Origin of the sequence: Gordonia sp. SCSIO 19800, from assembly GCF_018132775.1 — a bacterium.
Classification (GTDB): Bacteria; Actinomycetota; Actinomycetes; order Mycobacteriales; family Mycobacteriaceae; genus Gordonia; species Gordonia hongkongensis.
The window spans coordinates 1-20,144 of record NZ_JAGRQM010000031.1 but is presented as its reverse complement, the minus strand read 5'-3'; the positions used below and the strand labels follow the sequence as shown (position 1 = coordinate 20,144).

General features: G+C 70.6%; 2 protein-coding genes. Both read left to right on the top strand.

What is annotated here, in order from left to right; all coding sequences use genetic code 11:
* Positions 1 to 6 precede the first annotated feature (6 nt).
* Positions 7 to 8,274, top strand: coding sequence for a non-ribosomal peptide synthetase (locus tag KB201_RS22790; RefSeq protein WP_249146351.1), 8,268 nt, complete (start codon positions 7 to 9; stop codon positions 8,272 to 8,274).
* Positions 8,271 to 20,144, top strand: an 11,874-nt coding sequence (locus tag KB201_RS22785) for a non-ribosomal peptide synthetase (RefSeq protein WP_211540585.1), incomplete at its 3' end; no start/stop codon positions are given. The genes KB201_RS22790 and KB201_RS22785, both read left to right, overlap by 4 nt.

Below are 20,144 nucleotides of genomic sequence, written 5' to 3'. Positions count from 1 at the left end.
CGCGCCATGTGGTTTGCCGAGAACCTGGTCGACGACCACTCGGTCACCGTCGCGCACTACCTCGACATCGTCGACGACGGACGCCCGTTCGATCGGGAGCTGTTCCGTCGGGGAGTGCTGGAGGCGGCACGCGACCTGCAGACGGCGTACACGCGTGTGATCGAGGTCGACGGCACGCCTCGGCAATACATCGACTTCTCCGTACCGTTCGACGTGATCGACATCGATCTGCGGACGCACCCGGATCCCGAAGCGGCCGCCGCCGACTGGATGCGCGCCGACCATCAGCGGTCGGTGGACCTGCTGGCCGATCCGGTCGCCGTCGCGGCCTTCATCCGGATCGCCGACGACCGGACGTACTGGTACATGCGCGGTCACCACATCGCGTTCGACGGATACGGCGCACTGATGTGCCTGCACGAAGCGGTGGCGCGCTACAACGAGCACCGCGCGCCGAATCCTGCGGCGGAGGTCGCTGCCGCGGTCCCGCCGCGAACCGGACGCCGACCGGTCCGCCGCGCCAGTATCGCCGAGGTGGTCGCCGACGACGCCGCCTACCGGCAGAGCACGCGGTTCGAGAAAGACCGCGAGTTCTGGCAGGAACGTGCCGCCGGGCTCCCCGAGCGGGTCAGCCTCGCGGCACACCCGGCCACCGCCGGCGTCCGCAACGAGACCGTCGTCTCCGCCGGGCTGCTCGGTCCCGAACTGGATGAGGCGCTGCGTCGGTGCGCCCGGGATCTCGACGCCTCGGTTGCTGCCATCCTCACCGCCGCGTTCGCCGCGTTCCTGGCGCGCATGTCCGGCAGCGACGACATCGTCCTCAGTCTGCCGGTCACCGCGCGGACGACGGCGCGCGTCCGGCACTCGGCCGGGATGGTCTCCAACATGTTGCCGCTGCGTGTGGACGGAATCTCCTCGGCGACGTGCGCCGACGTCGTCGCGGCGGTCAGCGCGGAGATCACCGCGGGTCTGCGCCATCAACGGTATCGATCGGAGGACATCAGGGCGGCAGCCGGTTTCGGTGATGCCCGCGGTACGTCGTTCGGACCGTTGGTCAACCTGTTGCTGTTCGACAAGCCGATTGTCATCGACGGCGCCCGCGTGCGCTATCACATGCTGTCCGCCGGTCTGGTCGAAGACCTGGTGATGAACGTCTTCGCGGCCGGCCCGGAGGCCCCGCTGGAAGTGGGTCTGCACGCGAACCCCACGCTGTACGGGTCGGCGGAACTCGAGGCACATCGCGGTCGCCTGCTCAACGTGCTCACCCAGTTCGTCGCGCACCCGAACCGGCCGGTCACCGACCTCGACCTGCTGATGGCCGGGGAGTCGGCAACCCTGGATCACCTCGGTTCCGGCGGGCCGGCCGTCGGCGTTGTCGGTGAGCACGTGCTGGCCGCCTTCGATCGCCAGGTCGAGTCGACGCCGGACGCGGCCGCGGTGACGTTCGGCGACACCACCCTCACCTACCGCGAATTCGCGCGTGCCTGCGACACATTCGCGGACCGATTCACGAGTCTGGGCGCGCGGCGCGGCGATCGCATCGTCGTGGCACTGGAACGCTCGATCGAGCAGGTGTGCGCGGTGTATGCCGCGATCGGGCTGGGTGCGGCCTACGTGCCCGTCGATCCGGCCGAACCGGACGAGCGGCGACAGGCGATCATCGCCGCGGTCGAACCCGCCCTGGTCGTCGACGCACACTTCATCGCCGGTCTCGACTCCCCGCTTCCCGGTCCGACTGCACGGCCGCATCGGGAGACCCGGGTTCCGGTTGATCTGGCCGCCTACGTCATCTTCACGTCGGGATCGACCGGGACCCCCAAAGGTGTTGAGATCGGTCATCGGGCGATCGAGCAACGCCTCGGGTGGATGCAGCACGGTCACCCGATCGCCGCGGGGGACGGCGTGCTGTACAAGACGCCGGCGACCTTCGACGTGTCGGTCTGGGAGTTGCTGTGGCCGTTGCGCGTCGGGGCGCGGATGGTGATCGCGATGCCCGGCGGACACCGCGATCCCGCGTACCTACGCGACCTCATCGCGCGCTCCGGCGTCACCGTCCTGCATTTCGTACCGTCCATGCTCGATGCCTATCTCGACGTGGTGCTCGGACCGGACCCCGGTGGTTCGACGACTCAGTCCGTCGACGACTTCGGCGGAACCGACACGATGGCGCACGAACGGCTCTCCCTACCCGACCACGTGCGCTGGGTGTTCACGTCGGGCGAGGCGCTGCCGGCCCGGCTCGCCCGGCGCGTACGGTCGACCACCCGTGCCGGACTGGTGAATCTGTACGGGCCGACCGAGGCGGCGATCGACGTGACCGCCCAGCGGGTCACGACGGATGGTCCCGTCGTTCCGATCGGACACCCGGTACCGGGGACCGAGGTGCGGGTCCTCGACAGCCGACTCCGTCCGGTTCCGGTCGGGGTCGCCGGCGAGTTGTATCTGGTGGGGCCGCAGCTGGCATCGTGCTACGTCGGTGCGCCGGGACTGACATCAGGCAGGTTCACGGCCGATCCGCGGGGGGACGTGGGTGCCCGGATGTACCGCACCGGGGATCTGGTCCGATGGACTGCCGACGGTGAACTGGAGTATCTGGGACGAACCGATCAGCAGATCAAGATCCGGGGTCAGCGCGTGGAACCCGGCGAGGTGGAGGCGGTGATCGCCGCGATCCCGGGCGTCGACGCGGTAGCGGTCGTCGCCCGCCGCGATCTCGGGCCCGCACCGGTTCTCGTCGCCTATCTCCGTGCTCGCCGGGATGGGTCCGTGCCCGAATCCCGCGCCGATCATGATGCCGGTGACACCCGGCAACTGCTCGATGCCGACGCTGTGCGTGCGCACTGCCGACGGCGACTCCCCGGACACATGGTTCCGCCGGGGATTGTCTTCCTCGATGCGTTTCCCACCACCCGGTCGGGCAAGCTGGACACACGCGCGCTGCCGGTTCCCGTACTCGGCTCCGCCGCAACGAGTTTCCGGACGCCGCAGACCCCGGTCGAGCGGGCGATCGTGTCGCTGGTGGAGGAGGCGCTGGACCGTGAGGGGGTCAGCGTCTCGGACAATCTCTTCGCTTTGGGTGCGGATTCGTTGCTCGCCGCCCGGATGGTGGCCCGCGCACGTGTCGACCACGGGCTGGGGATCGCCCTGACCGACGTCTTCGACGCGGTCGACCTCGCCGATCTCGCGTCACGCGCCGTGGTCGTCCCGCAGTCCGACCCGTCCGCCGCGACCCGGTCGCAGCCACCGCGTCCGGCGCGAATCCCGCTGTCGCAGGCGCAGACCCGGTTGTGGTTCATCAACCGGATGTCGCCGGCCGAGTCGACCTATAACATGTCGGGCGCGCTGCGCCTGGCGCACGCGCTGGACGCCGATGCCATGAACCGGGCGGTCCGGGATGTCGTGGACCGGCACGAGATCCTGCGCACGGTGTTCCCGGTCGTCGACGGCGAACCCGAGCAGCGAATCCTGGACTCGCGCACGGCTGCCGATCTTCTGGCCGGCGGGACACACGTTGAGCTCGTCGCCGGGAGCGCAGCGAGCGGGACACATGTCACTGTCGCCGGGAGCGCAGCGAGCGGGACACATGTCACTGTCGCCGGGAGCGCAGCGAGCGGGACACATGTGACCGACGCCGGAGACGATGTGGACGTGGCGATCTCCGCCATCACCGACGTGGGCTTCGACCTGGCCGAGGAGATCCCGTTCCGGTACCGCCTGCTGACAGGTCATCCGGATGGCGACATCGTCGTGCTGGTCCTTCATCACATCGCGGCCGACGGGCACTCGCTCCGGCCGCTGCTGCGAGATCTGATGACCGCGTACGACAGTCGGCGCGCGGGTGCGGAGCCGGATCTCGCGCCGTTGCCGATGCAGTACGCCGATGTCGCCGTCGAGCGCGCCGAGACGCTCGGAACGCCGGATGCGCCGTCGTCGGTTCTGGTCGAGGGCCTGGAGTTCTGGCGGGGGGAGTTGCGTGGCGCGCCGGATCTGCTGCAGTTGCCCACCGATCGGCCGCGTCCGCGGGTGATGTCGAGCAGCGGAGCGCATGTGGACACCGTGCTCGGGACGGGCCTGACCGCGGGGATCCGGCAGCTCGCGAGATCGTTGGCGGTCACCCCGTTCGCGGTGTTCCAGTCCGCCCTGGCGATCACCTTGGGTCGGCTGGCCGCCACCGACGACGTGAGTATCGGGACCGCGGTCGCCGGCCGCGACGATCCGGCGCTCGCCGACCTCGTCGGCATGTTCGTCAACACCGTCGTGCTGCGAACGACCCTGCAACCCGGGGACACCGTCGTCGACTTCGTCACCGCCGCGCATCGCCGCTGCGCGCGTGCGATGAGCCGCGCCGACGTCCCGTTCGAACGGGTCGTGGACGCTGTCGCGCCACACCGGTCGCCGTCGCACTCGCCGCTGTTCCAGGTCGCGCTGACGGTTCAACCCGATCAGTTGGCCGAGCTCGCCCGATGGGCCGGGTCCGCGGAGGTCCTCGATGCCCGGGTACCGTCCGCGAAGTACGACGTGACCGTGTCGGTCACCGACCGCACCGACCGTTACGACGTCGAATTCGCCTATGCAACCGACCTTTTCGACGACGCTACGGTGCGCGACATGGCGCGGCGGCTGGAGTTCGTCCTGGAGCAGATGGTGCACGAGCCGTCGCGGAGCATCGGTGCGATCGACCTGCTCCGCCCGGACGAGATGCGTACCCTGGCGGCGCCGGCCTGGGGATCGCGTCCCGAGCAGACCCTCGCAACCCTGCTGACGCGCGGTCTCGCGAGCGCCGACCCCGGCGCCCCTGCCCTGCTCGGGGAGAGCGCGGTCCGCTGGTCCGAGGTGACGACCACGACCAATCAGATCGCCCGCGTCCTGATCGAACGCGGCATCGGCCCAGGCGACGTCGTCGCGGTGAGCATCCCGCGCTCGCCCCGGTCGGTCCTGGCCGTACTGGGCGTGGCCATGAGCGGCGCCGCCTTCGTGATGATCGACTCCCGTCTGCCCGCCGCCCGCCGTTCGGCGATGCTCGCCGACAGCGGTGCGGTTCTGGTCATCACGGCGGATCCCGTCACCACGGACGGCGCCGGGTCCTCGGCGACCCGATCCACGGTCGCGCAGCTGGTTCTCGATGACCTCGAGGTGGATCTGGGCATCGCCGGACGGCCGACGAACCGGGTGGCCGACGCCGAGCGGGTACGGCCGATCGCCCTCGACGACGCGGCCTATCTCCAATTCACCTCCGGGTCCACCGGCCGGCCCAAGGCCGTCACGGTGACCAACGCCGGGTTCGCCGAACTGGTCGGTGAGCAGCAGCATCGCTTGGGCGCGGGCCCGGACTCGCGCATACTCCACGTCGCCGCACCGGGATTCGATGTCGCGGTCTGGGAGATCGTGTTCGCGGTGTGTTCGGGCGCCCAGCTGGCGATCAGCCCACCCGAGGTGTTCGCCGGTCCCGAGCTGGCGACCATCATCGCCCGTCACCGGGTCACCCACACGATCATGACGCCCACCGCGCTCGCCACTCTCGATCCTGCCGCGGTGCCCGAACTCTCGGTCGTGATGGTGGCGGGCGAGGCCTGCCCTCCGGAGTTGGTCGCGAGGTGGCATGCAGCCGGCCGCCCGCTGCTCAATCTCTACGGTCCCAGCGAGACCACCATCTGGGCCACCGCCTCCGCGCCCCTCCGGCCCGCGGAACCGGTCACGATCGGTGGGCCGATCGCCGGAGTCGGCGTCCGGGTCCTCGACGCCTGCCTGCGTCCGGTGCCGGACGGTGTCCTGGGTGAGCTGTACCTGTCGGGACGGGCACTCGGGCGCGGCTACCACGGTCGTCCCGGACTGACGGCGGGCCGGTTCGTCGCCGATCCGTTCGAGACCGGGGGGCGGATGTACCGCACCGGTGACCTCGTCACGCGCACACCGTCCGGCGACATCGTCTACCACGGGCGCAACGACTTCCAGATCAAGATCCGCGGCATGCGGGTCGAACCCGGCGAGGTCGACGGCGTGCTCGCAAGTCATCCCGACGTGGACATCGCGGTCACCGTCGGAACGACGACTCCCGCTGGGGACACGGTGCTGGTGTCGTATGTGACCGCCCCTGCCGACCGGGTCCCCGCACCCGAGCACATCCTCGACCACGCCGCCGCCCGCCTGCCGTCGCACCTCGTACCGCACACCGTGGTGGTGCTCGACGAGTTGCCGATGACCCGGACCGGCAAGGTCGACCGCCGCGCCCTGCCCGCGGTGGAGATCTCGCCCGCACGTGAATATGTCGGCCCCCGCAGCCGGCTCGAGGGCGTCGTGGCCCAGATCTTCGCCGACGTGCTCGGTCTGCGGGAGGTCAGTGTGTACGACGGGTTCTTCGAACTCGGCGGGAGCTCGCTGTCGGCGACCAAGGTCGCCTATCGCGTCGAACAGCATGTCGGACGCCGCGTGCCGATGTCGCTGCTCTTCGAGAACCCGACCGTCGCGGACTTCGTGGCGGCGGTGGCGACGGCAGACCGGGCGGTCTCGGGACGCATGCTGACGCCGCGCGAACGCACTCATGTCGTCGACCTCACGGGAGTGCAACGCGGCCTGTGGTCGATCAATCAGACCGATCCGGCCTCGCCTGCCTACAACGTCGGCCTGACCCTGGAACTCGACGGCCGGCTCGACGTCCCGGCCCTCACGGGCGCGGTGGGTGACCTCGTCGCGCGGCACGAGTCGCTGCGCACCCGTTACCCGCTGCACGACGGCACACCGGTGCAACTCATCATTCCCGCTGCGGATGCGGTGCACGCGTTGCGGATTCCGCTCGTCGATCTCGCCGGTGACCGGCCCGACATGCCCGCCGAGGACAGGTTGGGCGCCGAGGTCGCCGCTGTCGTCGGAGCTGGTTTCGACCTGACCGGCCCCCCGGCGGTCCGCGCGACGATCCTGCGGGTGAGCCCGGACCGGCACGTGCTGGTGTTCGTCGTCCACCACATCAACGCCGACGGTGGGTCGCTCGGCCCGCTGGCCCGCGACCTCGCCGAGTTCTACTCCGCCCGCATCTCGGGGCGAGCCGGATCGAGAAGTGCGGTGGGGCAGCGCGTGCAGTTCGCCGACTATGCGATCTGGCACGCCGAGCGCCTGCAGACCACGCGGCCCGACGGGGAGACGGAACGGCAGCGTCAACTGCGGTACTGGGGGCAGCGTCTGGATCGGGCGGGGGAGCCGGCGACGATCCCGACCGACCGGCCCCGGCCCGTGGAGCCCCGCCATGTGGGCGGAGTCGTCGATCTCGACATCCCGTCGTCGACCGCGACGATGCTCCGTCAGATGGCGCGGGTGGGCAACACGACGCAGTTCGCCGTCCTGCACGCGGCGATCGCGGTCCTGATCGGGCGGTTGTCGGGAAGCGACGACATCGTCATCGGCACACCGTTCGCCGGTCGTGATGATCCCGCCCTGACTGACATGGTGGGGATGCTCGCGACCACGGTGCCCCTGCGTACGCGGCTTCGCCTCGACGAGCCGTTCGCGGAGCTCTTGCGACGGGTGCACACCGATGATTTCGCCGACCTGGGTCACACCGACGTGTCCTTCGACGAGATCGTCGATCATCTCGCCCGGACCGACCGTACGTCGGTCCGCCGCGGACGCCGCAACCCGTTGTTCTCGGTGATGCTCTCGTACCAGAATCTCGAGTTCCCGGACATCGAACTCGACGGGCTGCATGTCCGGCCGCGTCTGCCCGAGTCCTTTCCCGCCAAGGTGGACCTCGAGGTCATGCTCTACCCGGGCGACCCCGACGGCGTCGACCGGAACGGCGCGTTGGGCGGGCAGATCGCCTTCGATACCGATCTCTTCGACCCCGGCACGGTGGCCCTGTTCGCCGAGAGATTCCGAAATCTGTTGGCCGACATCGTGTCACGGCCGGACACTGCGATCGGGGATCTCGCCGTCTGGGCGGAGCAGAACGCGCCGGATGTGCGCGGAACCGATGCCGTTCGGCCGCTGCACGAGCTGGTGTCGGAGGTCGCGGCCGTCGCGCCCGACACGGTCATCGGCGTCGCGGGGGCGCCACAGGTGACCTTTGCCGATCTCGAGGCAACCGCGGTCGCCATGTCGATGTCGATTCCCGACGAAGACCCGGCGGAGGCGTTGACGATCGCCGTGGCGACGCTCCTCGCCGACGCCGACCGGTCCATCGACGAGGTCTTCGAGAGTGTGCGGTCCGCCGCCGATGCCGTGGTGCACGGTCACACGGGCGCCGGATCGGGCGCGGTCCAGCGAAATCGAGTGGAACCCGCGTGACGTCGGACACCTCGATTCCCCGCACCTCGACGGGGCATGCCCAGCCGTCGCTGCGCCGCCCGTCCGCGCTTCGGCTGCTGGCGCTCGCCGCCGCCCATGCGGGCGACGACGAGGCGATGTCCGGGGCGGCCGGCCCGGTGACCTTCCGTGCTCTGCACCGCCGGGTCTCGGCCTCGGCGATCACCCTGGCGGAGCGGGGCGTCGCGCCCGACGCCGCCCTCCGCGCGACGGTGACGGCGCTGATGCCGCGCGCGGGGCTGAGCGGATCGCAACTGGCTACCGCCGCGGCCGGAATCGTCGATGAACTCGACCGGCGGATCACCGAGATCCTGGGCCTCGGTGACCGCGAGTCGCTGCCGGGGCTCTTCCGGATCGCCGCACGACGACGTGCCGACGCCGTCGCTCTCGCCGACCTCGACGGGGCGTCGCTCACCTACCGGGAACTCGACGAGCGCTCCGAACGGATGGCGCACGCCCTCGTCGATCGTGGTGCGGGTCCCGAAACACTCGTGGGGGTCGCGCTCCCGCGCTCGGTGGACCTCATCGTGGCGTTGCTCGCGGTTCTCAAGACCGGTGCCGCCTATCTACCCCTCGACCGGACACATCCGGTCGCGCGCCTGCGCGGGATCGTCGAGGACGCGTCGCCGGTCGCCGTCGTGGCCGACGCCGAGACGGCCGGAGCCTGGGCTGCGATGCCCGCGCCGCTGTGCACGCCGCAGGACCTGTTGGCGCAGTACGACATCGATGCCCGGTCGGTCTCGACCCCACCGCTGCCGGAGCACGTGACCGCCCAGTCGAGCGCCTACGTGATGTACACCTCCGGTTCCACCGGGCGCCCCAAAGGAGTTGTCGTCACCCACGACAACGTGGTGTCGCTGCTCGATGCGCTCGACGCCGTCGTGGAGAGTTCGCCCGACGACGTGTGGTCGATGTTCCACTCCTACGCGTTCGACGTCTCGGTCGGCGAGATCTGGGCCGCACTGCGCGCCGGCGGTCGTCTCCTCGTGCTCGACCACGCGACGACCCGCGCCCCGGACGACGTGGTCGAGGCGTTCGACCGACACGGGGTCACGATCGTCAACTTCACCCCGTCGTCGTTCTATCAGTTCGCGGCGGTCGTCCGCCCACCCCTCGGCCGTCGATTGCCCGACTCCGTTCGGCGCCTGCACTTCTCGGGCGAACTCCTCGACTACGAGCATGTCCGGACATGGCAGACCGACCGGGCGGCCGACGGGTCGGCGACCCGTCCCGGCGCCGATGTCGCGGGCCCGCAACTGAACAACATGTACGGTCCCACCGAGACCACCGTCTACATGACCCGTCGGGAACTGACGCGCGCATTCGTCGACCGGGCAACCGCCTCCGACATCGGGACCCCGCTGCTCGGTTCGCGGGTGTACGTCCTCGACGGTCGGCTCGCCCCCGTGCCCGACGGCGTGCCCGGTGAACTGTACGTCGCGGGCGCCCAGGTCACCCGCGGGTTCCTGAACCGGCACGGTCAGACGTCCACACGGTACGTCGCCGACCCGTTCGGACCGCCGGGCGGTCGGATGTACCGGACCGGCGACGTCGGGATGTCCCGCAACGGGTCCATCGAATTCGTGGGACGACGCGATGGCCAGGTGAAACTCCGCGGCTTCCGGATCGAGCTGGGAGAGGTCGAGTCGGCGATGTCGGCGCTCGACGGCGTCGACGCGGCGGGGGCGGACATCCGTACGCTCGGCGACACCGAGCATCTGGTCGGCTACCTCGTCGCCGCGGGCGGCGCCGCTTCGGCGGCGGATGACGCAGTCGGGCTGTCGGATAGCGAGATCCGCACGCGCCTGGCGACCGCGGTGCCCGAGTACATGGTGCCCACCCGGTTCGTCCGGCTACCCCGACTGCCGCTCACCGTGAACGGCAAGCTCGATCGCGGCGCGCTGCCCGATCCGGGGTCCGGCGATGGCCCGGAGGCCGAGCCGCCCGCCGGCGCGACCGAGGAGGCCCTGGCCGCACTGGTCGCCGAGATCTTGGGCGTGAGCGACGTCGGGGTCACCACGTCGTTGTTCGATCTCGGTGGCAACTCGCTCACCGCTACCCGGGTGGCCGCCCGGGCAGCCGAGCATTTCGGCACGACGGTCTCCGCGCGAGAAGTGTTCGCCGATCCGACGGTCCGGGGTCTGGGAGCGGTCATCGACGGACGCGACCACGACGGAAGCGGGGGAGCTGATCGCCGGGTGCCCCTGCGCCGAGTGGGCCGCGACGGGGTGCTCCCGTTGTCGCCCGCACAGCGTCGAATCTGGTTTCTGGAGACGCTGGATCCGGGCGGGGCCGGGTATCTCATCCCGGCCGTGCTCCGCCTCGATGCCGCATCGGGTTCGGGTCCGGAGGCGGCGGATGACCGGTCCCCGGACCCTGCGGTCGTCGCCGCGGCTCTCGCGGATCTGCTTGCGCGACATGAGGTGTTGCGCACTCGATTCGTATCGGTGGACGGCGTTCCCGAGCAGGTCATCGCGCCCGCGGGAGACCCTCGACACGACGTCCGGGTGACACCCCCGATCGACATGCGCGGCGCCGGCGAGGGCGACGTCACGGCCACCATCGCCGAGATCACCAGTCGTGGTTTCGATCTCGAAGCCGGTGCGCCTGTTCGGGCGCGCCTGATCCGCGTCGCCGACGACGCCGTGATCCTGGTCCTGGTGGTGCACCACATCATCAGCGACGGTGGCTCGGTCGCGCCGATGGTCACCGACTTCGTCACCGCATACGAGGCGCGCGCGGCCGGCCGCGAACCCAGCTGGGCGCCCCTGCCGGTCCAGTACGTCGACTACTCGGTGTGGCAGCACCTTCGGCTCGGGGACGCCGGCGACCCCACGTCTCTCGCAGCACGTCAGCTCGACCACTGGCGAACCCGTCTCGCCGGGGTGCCGGCACTCATCGAGTTGCCGGTGGACCGGCCGCGCACCGCGGTCCGGGACGACTCGGGTGCCGAGCTGTCGGCGACGTTCGACGCCGCCACCTGGAACGCTCTGGGAGACCTCGCCGGTCGGCACGGCGCGACGATGTTCATGGCCGTCCACGCCCTGCTCGCGGTCACTCTTGTCCGGTCCGGCGCCGACGAGGACGTCGTCATCGGGACCCCGGTCGCGGGTCGGGGCGAGCGCGATCTGGACCCATTGATCGGGATGTTCGTCAACACGCTGGCGCTGCGCAGCCGGGTGCGTCGCGCGGCCTCGTTCACCGATCTGCTGGACGACATCCGCGAGATCGACGTGACCGCACTCGATCACGCCGACCTGCCGTTCGAGACTGTCGTCGACGAGGTCGTCGCGGTACGCGACACCGCGCACCCGCCGCTGGTCCAGGTCGCTCTGGCATTCCAGAACGCCGCACGGCCGACCGTCGAGTTGCCGGGGCTCGTCGTCTCCGAGATCGAGGCCCCGGTCACCACCGCGAAGGTCGACCTGCAGATCACGGTCCTCGACGAGCCGGGCCGCAGCCCGGCCGACGACACGCGCGTGATCGTCACCTATGCCACCGCCCTCTTCGACGCCGGCACGGTGGACGCGTTCGTCCGTCGGATGACCGCCATCGCGCGAGCGGTGGTGGACGAGCCGCACACGCCGGTCGGCGACCTGTCCACCGGAGACGATCACTTGGATGCGGTGATCGCGGCACCGGGTCTCGCGTCGGCGAGGTCGACGCTCGCCGACCTGCTGGACGCCGCGATCGCCGTGAATCCCGACGGCATCGCGGTCACCGAGAACGGGCAGCACCTGACGTACACCGAGCTCGACCTCCGTACGCGCCGGCTGGCCGACGTACTCCGTGCGCGTGGCGCCGGGCCGGACGCCGTGATCGCCCTCGCCACACCGAGATCTCTCGAAGGCACGGTCGGGTTCTGGGCGATCGCGCGCACGGGCGCGGCGGTGGCGCCCGTCGACCCCGGCCTGCCCGGGGAGCGCCTGCGCTACATGCTGGACACCGTCGACGCGCGTCTCGGGGTCACCTCGTCCGAGGTCGTCGCCGGGCTGCGACCGGCGGCTGCGGCGGTGGACTGGGTTGTCGCCGAACAGCCCGGCGATCCGGACGAGACCGGAGTCGCGTCCGCCCGACGTCCGCGCCCCGACGAGACGGCCTATGTCATCTTCACGTCCGGCTCGACCGGCCGGCCGAAAGGCGTCGCGGTCACCCACCGCGGGCTTGCCGATCTGATCGCCGATGCCCGTGCGAGATTCGGGCTCACGCCGGCGGCGCGCGTACTCCGCTTCGCGGCACCGGGTTTCGACGCCGCGGTGTTCGAGACGCTGGTCGCGGTGGCGGCCGCGTCGACCATGGTCGTGGTGCCCGGCGGGGTCACGGGCGGCACCGAACTCGCGGCGATCCTGCGGCGGGAGCGTATCACCCACGCGACGATCACCCCGACCGCCCTCGCCACGGTGTCCGAGGCGGTCACCGGATCGGGCGCGGCGACCGGCACCGGGTTCCCCGATCTCGAGGTCATCTCCGTCGCCGGTGACGTCTGTTCGCCGGAACTGGTCCGGGCCTGGGCCGCCGGTCGCTCGATGCACAATCTCTACGGTCCCACCGAGACCACCATCTGGGCGACGTCGTCGGCACCGATGCGGCCCGACTCCGCGGTCACCATCGGTGGTCCGATCGCCGGTGTCACCGCCGCAGTTCTCGATCCCCGCCTGCATCCCGTTCCCGCCGGCGTGGCCGGGGAACTGTATCTGGCGGGTTCCGCCCTCGCCGCCGGCTACGTCGGCCGGACCGCGTTGACCGCCGAGCGCTTCGTCGCGGCACCGTTCGGCGCGCCGGGCGAGCGGATGTACCGGACCGGTGATCTCGTACGATGGCGCCGACGGAGCGGCCGCTGGACGCTGGACTTCCTGGGCCGCAGCGACTTCCAGGTCAAGATCCGGGGTTTCCGGATCGAGCTCGGTGAGATCGACGCCGTTCTCGGCGAGCACCCCGGGGTGGACTTCTCGACGACCGCCGGAATCGAGCACCCGACCTCGGGTGAGACGGTCCTCGTGTCCTGGGTCCATGGTGTCGCCGGCGCTGCGCCCGACACCGCAGACGTCGCGACCCACGCGGCTCGACGGCTCCCCGCCCACATGGTGCCCACCGTGATCGTGCCGATCGACGACATCCCGCTGACGGCCACCGGAAAGCTCGACAGCAGGGCGTTGCCCACACCGCGTTTCGGTGGACACGTCCACGTCCGGCCGTCGACGGCAACCGAGCAGGCGGTCGCTGCGGTCTACGCCGAGGTCCTCGGACTCGATGCCGCGGAGGAGGTGTCGGCCGAGGCGTCGTTCTTCGATCTCGGCGGCACCTCGCTGTCGGCGACCCGGGTGGTGGCCCGCCTGGGTGGCTCGCTCGGTGTGGAGATCGGAGTCCGCGCGCTGTTCGAGACGCCGACGGTCCGGGCGCTGGCCGCCGCCGTCGATGCGGGGGAACACGGTCGCGGTGCCGATCTGCCCGCGCTCGAGGCGATCCGCCGGCCCGACCCGGTACCCGTCTCGTACGCCCAGCGCCGGATGTGGTTCCTCAACCAGTTCGATCCGCACTCTGCCGCCTACGTGATCCCCATCGTGGTCCGTCTGCGCGGGGACCTCGACGTGTCCGCGATGCGGACGGCGATCCTCGACGTCGTCGACCGCCACGAGGTGCTGCGCACGATCTACCCGACGACGACGCCCGACGGCGACACCGGCGCGGAATCCATCGCGGCCGGGTCCGCGTCGGCCGAAACGGGCGCTCGCGCCGTCGGTGTCGAACCCGTGGCGCATGCACCCACCGACTGGGCCGGGCGCATCAAGATCGGGCACACCGTGGTCCCGCCGCGGGCCGTCGCATCATCCGGCGAGGTCGTCGACCAGGAGATCCAGGAACTCGTCACGACCACGTTCGACGTGACGACGGACCTACCGGTGCGGGTGCGCGTCATCACCGCGTCGGCGGATCACCACGTACTCGTCATCGCGCTGCACCACATCGCCGCCGACGGTGAGTCGGCACCGGTGCTGGCGGCCGAGATCGCGCGGGCGTACGCGGCCAGGCGGTCGGGCCGCGCGCCGGACTGGCCGGCCCTGCGCTTCCAGTACGCGGATTACGCGGTGTGGCAACGACATCGGCTCGGTGACCCCGCGGACGCCGACTCCCTGATCGCGCGCCAGTTGCGGTTCTGGGTCGAGCGGTTGACCGGTCTGCCCGACATCCTCCCGCTGCCGATCGATCGCCCGCGCCCCGCCGAAAGCGACGGACGCGCGGCCACGGTGCGGTGGTCGCTGCCCGCGGCCGTCGTGTCGCGACTGCGCCGACGCGCCGCAGCCCGCCGTGCCACCCTGTTCATGGTCGCGCACACGGCCACCGCCGCGGTCCTCGCGCGCCTGACGTCGACGAACCGGATCGCCGTGGCCACGCCCGTCGCAGGACGAGGCCGACGCGAGATCGACCAGCTGATCGGCATGTTCGTCAACACCGTCATCCTGTCGGTCGACGTCGAGCCGCACGTCACCGTCGGCGCGTTGCTCGAGCAGGTCAAGAACGCCGACCTCGCGGCGTTCGACAACGCCGACGTGCCGTTCGAGCGGGTGATCGACGCGGTGAACCCGCAGCGCATCGAGAACGTGGAGCCGCTCGCCCAGGTGCTGCTCGTCCACTCCACGAGCGGCAGACCCGCGTTCGGCACACTGGCCGGTCTCGACACCGAGTTCGTCGAGATCGAGGACACCGCCGCGAAATTCGACCTCACCATCGGTTTCCGCGAAACCGCCGACGGTGGGCTGACCGGCTCGATCGCCTATGCCACTGTGCTGTTCGACCCGGCGACCGCGGAGATGATCTCCGCGGCGTTGTCCGCGACACTCAGCTCGCTCGCCGACGACGCCGACCTGCCGGTCGCCGACGTCCCGATCCTCACCGCAGCTGAAGCTGATGCGCAACAGCAGCTCTCGGTCGGTCCCGCGGTCGTCCTGCCCGCCCTCACGATCCCGGCGGCGATCACGGCCGCCAGCCAGCTGCGGTTGCCGGAGGCAGTCGCGGTGCGTTTCGGGGACCGCACTCTCACCCAGCGCGAGTTCGCGGCGCGGGTGGCCACCCTCGCGCGGGAACTCATCGCGCTCGGGATCGGCCCGGAGGACTGCGTCGCGGTGTGCATGCCGCGGTCGATCGAACTGGTCATCGCGGTCCATGCGGTACTCGCCGCCGGCGGTCAGTACATACCGGTGGCACCCGACGCTCCCTCCGACCGCGTTCGCCACATGGTCGACACCGCGCACGCGAGGATCGCGCTGATCTGCGACGACCGGGCGCCCGCGGCGCAAGTTGTCGCCCGCGCGATCGTTGTGGACGCCGCGAACCCGGTCGACCTCGACACCGTCCCGGTCGCCGCCGACGAACGTCTGTCGATACTGCGCCCCGACCACGCGGCGTACACCATCTTCACGTCGGGGTCCACCGGCCGACCCAAGGGCGTCACGGTGTCCCATCGCGCCGTACTCAACCGATTGCGATGGGGAGTCGACGAATTCGGGATCGGACCGCACGACTCGATCCTCCTGAAGACGCCCTTCACCTTCGACGTGTCGGTGCCCGAACTGCTGACCCCGGCGCTGACCGGCGCCCGGTTGGTCATCGCGCCCGACGACGCCCATCTCGATCCGCATTCGATGGCTCGGCTGATCGACGCCGAGCAGATCACCACGGTGCACTTCGTACCGTCACTGCTCGCCGTCTTCATCGACGAAATCCGGCCCGCTCGCTCCGCTCCCGACGCCGGTGACATTTGGCCCGCTCGCTCCGCTCCCGGCGCCGGTGACATTCGGCCCGCTCGCTCCGCTCCCGGCGCCGGTGACATTCGGCACGATGCGAGTTCGCTCCTGCCGAGCCTGCGACACCTCTACTGTTCCGGTGAGGCCCTGCCACCGGGGACGCTGCGGGCGACGCGCGCCGCACTCCCACACGTACGCGTCTCCAACCTGTTCGGTCCTACCGAAGCCGCCGTCGAGGTCGCCGTCGCGACTCCAGACCCCGGCGCCGACGTGGTGCCCATCGGGCGGCCGGTGTGGAACACCCAGACGTTCGTCTTCGACGCACGGTTACGTCCCGTGCCGGCGGGCGTCACCGGCGAGTTGTATCTGGGAGGCGTCCAGCTCGCCCGCGGATATGCGGCGCGGCCGGACCTCACCGCCGAACGCTTCGTCGCCGATCCCGCAGGCGGCGGCCGACGCCTGTACCGCACCGGCGACCTCGTCCGGCGTAACCGTGCGGGCGACCTGGAGTATCTGGGACGCAGGGACTTCCAGGTCAAACTCCGCGGACAGCGAATCGAACTCGGTGAGATCGAGGCGGTCCTGTCCGGCATCGACGGCGTACGCCAGGCCGTGGTCACCGTCGCGAGCGCCCCGGGCGGTTCGGACCACCTGGTGGGATATCTCATCGGACCCGGCGGCGGTGGACCGGACGGGGACGAGTTCATCGCACGCGCGCGGGAGGCGGTGACCGCGTCGTTGCCGGTGTACATGCGGCCGACACTGTGGGTGCCGCTGACCGAAGCGCCGCTCGGCAGCACCGGCAAACTGGACCGGAAATCGCTGCCGGCGCCGCGCTTCGACCCGTTGTCGGAAGCCGTCCACGCCGACGCCGCACCCGCCGACGACGCGGAACGGACCGTCGCCGCACCCGCCGACGACGCGGAACGGACCGTCGCCGCAATCGTTGCATCACTCCTCGGGGTCGAGGACGTCCCGGTGACCCGGTCGTTCTTCGAACTCGGCGGGGACTCCATCGCATCCATCCGCCTCACGTCGATGCTGCGCGCCGCGGGGCTCCATCTGACCCCGCGCGATGTGTTCGCGGCGTCGACCATCCGTGAGCTGGCCCGTCGTGCACAGACGGAGGCGATCCGGAAACTCGACGAAATACCGGGCGGGGCAGTCGGTCCGGTTGGGATGACCCCGGGCCTGGCGTGGATGCTCGACCTCGCCGACGACCCGGACGATCTCGCGGACTTCTCGCAGAGCACGGTGCTCGCGCTGCCGGTCGAGGCGGACGAGGCCGCCGTCCGCGCGGTGGTGACCGCGGTCGTCGCGGCCCATCCGATGCTGACGGCATCGCTGCGGACCGACTCCGTCGGGGGTCCGGTCGTCGTGGCGGGCGACGGCGACCCGGGTGACATCACGGTCGAGATCCTCGACCGCTCGGACATCTCGACATCGAGCCGGCCATCGACGCCGGCGCGCTCCGTCGACAGCGCCATCCGGGCAGCCCATGCGCGCGCCCTCGCGACCTTGTCGCCGGCGGAGGGACGACTGGTCGCGGCGATCGGCGTCCGCTTCGCCGACGGCACCGGGCGACTCGTCGTCGCCGCCCATCATGTCGGCGTCGACGCCGTGTCGTGGCCGACCATCGTGGCCGGTCTGGGGCGCGCGTGGTGGCAGTACCGCAACGGGGAGACACCGGGACTTTCGGCCTCGGGCACCTCGTTCCGGCGCTGGTCGGGTGTGCTGGCCGGACTCGCCGACCGCGCGGAGGAGATCGAGTGGTGGTCGCGCCAGCTGCCGCCGACCCCGACGGCGTGGGAGATCGACCGGGCCCGGGACCGTCTCGCGACCACGATCTCGGTGTCCCGCACCGTCGAAGCCGGTCTGGCCGAGCGTGTCTTGGGCACGGTCACCGAGACGTTCCGTGCGCGCCCGGACACCGTGGTGGCCGCGGCCGTGGCATTCGCGCTGCGGGATCCGGTCACGGCGTCCGGTCCGGTGTCGATGGTGATCGAGAACCACGGCCGCGAAGAGGGCATCGCACCCGGCGCCGACCTGGCCGAGACGGTCGGATGGTTCACCTCGTTCGTACCCGTGAGCGTCGACGTCCCCGGGCCGGTGGAGGCGACCAGCACAGCAGCTCGGGGTGAGACCGTCGCGGACGTCACCCCCGGTCATCGTCTGGCGACGATGGTCAAGGCGCTCAAAGACACTCAGTCCCGAATGCCGGACAACGGCATCGCGTTCGGGCCCCTGCGATGGTTGCGTCCCGGCTCGCCGCTGCGACACCGGCCCCTCCCGCCGATCACGGTCAATTACCTGGGTCTGCTCGGGGGCGGAGACATCGACGACACCGATTCGACGGCAACGGATTTCGTGCCGATCGGGGACGCGCCGCCGCTTCCGCCGTCGGTTCGGGGAGACATGATCGCATTGGCGGCGCTGACCGTGACGGCCGCCTCGGTGGCGACCGCGGGGGGTCGGGAGTTGCGAGTGGACCTCACCGCACCCGAGGAATTGTTCGACGAGTCCGCGCTGGGCGGGATCGCCGATCGCTGGGAATCTGCACTGTCCTCGCTCGCCGCGTATGTGGATGCCGTGGGCGACCCGGGTCCGAGCGAGACCGACGTGATCGGCGGGCTCGACCAGACGGACATCGACCACGTGCTCGCCACCCGGACACGCGCAGCACGGACGCGCGGCCGCTACGCGATCTGGCCGCCGACGCCGCTCCAACAGGGGCTCTTCTACGAGGCCCAGCGGCTGGTCGGCGTCGATCCCTATGTGACCCAGTCGGTCATCGAGTTCGACGGAGCTCACCCCGCCGACATGATCCTGCCGGCAGTCCGCGAACTACTGACCAGGCAACGGGTACTGCGCTCGGGGTTCACCCGCACACCGTCGGGTCGGCTGGTCGTGGTGGTACCCCCGGCCGATCATCCCGCGGTGACCGAACCCGACTTCCGCGGCGTGGACCTCACCGGTCTGAGCATGGCCGACGCGGCCTCGCGGATCGTGCAGATCGCCGACGAGGACCTACGACGCCCGTTTGTCCTGGACGACCCGCCGCTCATCCGGTTCTCCGCGGTGTCCCACGACACGGTGACGGGCCCGGCGCACACACTGGTCATCACCGCACACCACATCATCCTGGACGGATGGTCGGGGCCGATTCTCGTCGCCGACCTCCTCGCGGCCCACCTCGGCCGCCCGGCGATCACGCCGGCACGTGACTTCGAGTCCTACCTCGACTGGCTCGACCGACGCGACGCCGAGACCGCGATCACCGCCTGGCGCGAGCATCTCGCCGACATCGTTCCGACGCTGGTCCGTCCACAGGTGCACCCCGGTGCCGACCGCGAGCCCCGGCGGCACGAGGTGACGGCGCGGGTGTCCGCGACCACCCGGGCCGCCCTCGAACGGACGGTGCGGACGCTGGGCACGACGACGAGCACCGTGCTGAATGCGGCATGGTCGATCGTGTTGTCCCGCTTCACCGGCGAGCAACGAGTCGTCTTCGGTGAGACGGTGTCGGGGCGGCCGGCCGACCTCGACGGTGCCGACGGCATGATCGGCCTGTTCATCAACACCGTGCCGGTCGTTGCCGACGTCGCACCGGGTCGATCGCTGGCCGCTCTCATCGGTGAACTGCACCACGCCCGCGCCCGCATGCTCGACCACCAGTTCATCGGACTCGGCGACATCACCGCGGCGACCGGGCATCCGCGCCTGTTCGACACCCTCGTGGTCTTCGAGTCGTATCCGGTCGACGCGGACACGGTCGTGGCAGGGTCGCGGACCTCGGGCCTCGAGATCCGCGACGTGAGCACGTCCGACGCCACGCACTATCCGCTCGCGCTCATCGCCGCACCGGAGGGCGACGACCTCTGCCTCACGGTCAAGACGGATCTGTCCGTCGTCGGCGAGGGTGTCGCCGAGACGGTCGCCGCCATGCTGACCGACCTGCTCGACGCGGTGATCGACGACCCGTCCCTGCCGGTGGCCGCGCTCGACCCGATGCCGACTGCCGTGCGCCCGACGGTCGAGGGTTGGTCGCGTGGTGTGGAGGTGGGGTTGGGGTGGTCGGGTCGTTCGGTGGGGTCGGTGGTTGCTGAGCGG

What these genes read in the sequence shown, in the direction of transcription:
- KB201_RS22790 (WP_249146351.1), top strand. Translation starts at nt 7, where the DNA reads ATGTGGTTTGCCGAGAACCTGGTCGACGACCACTCGGTCACCGTCGCG.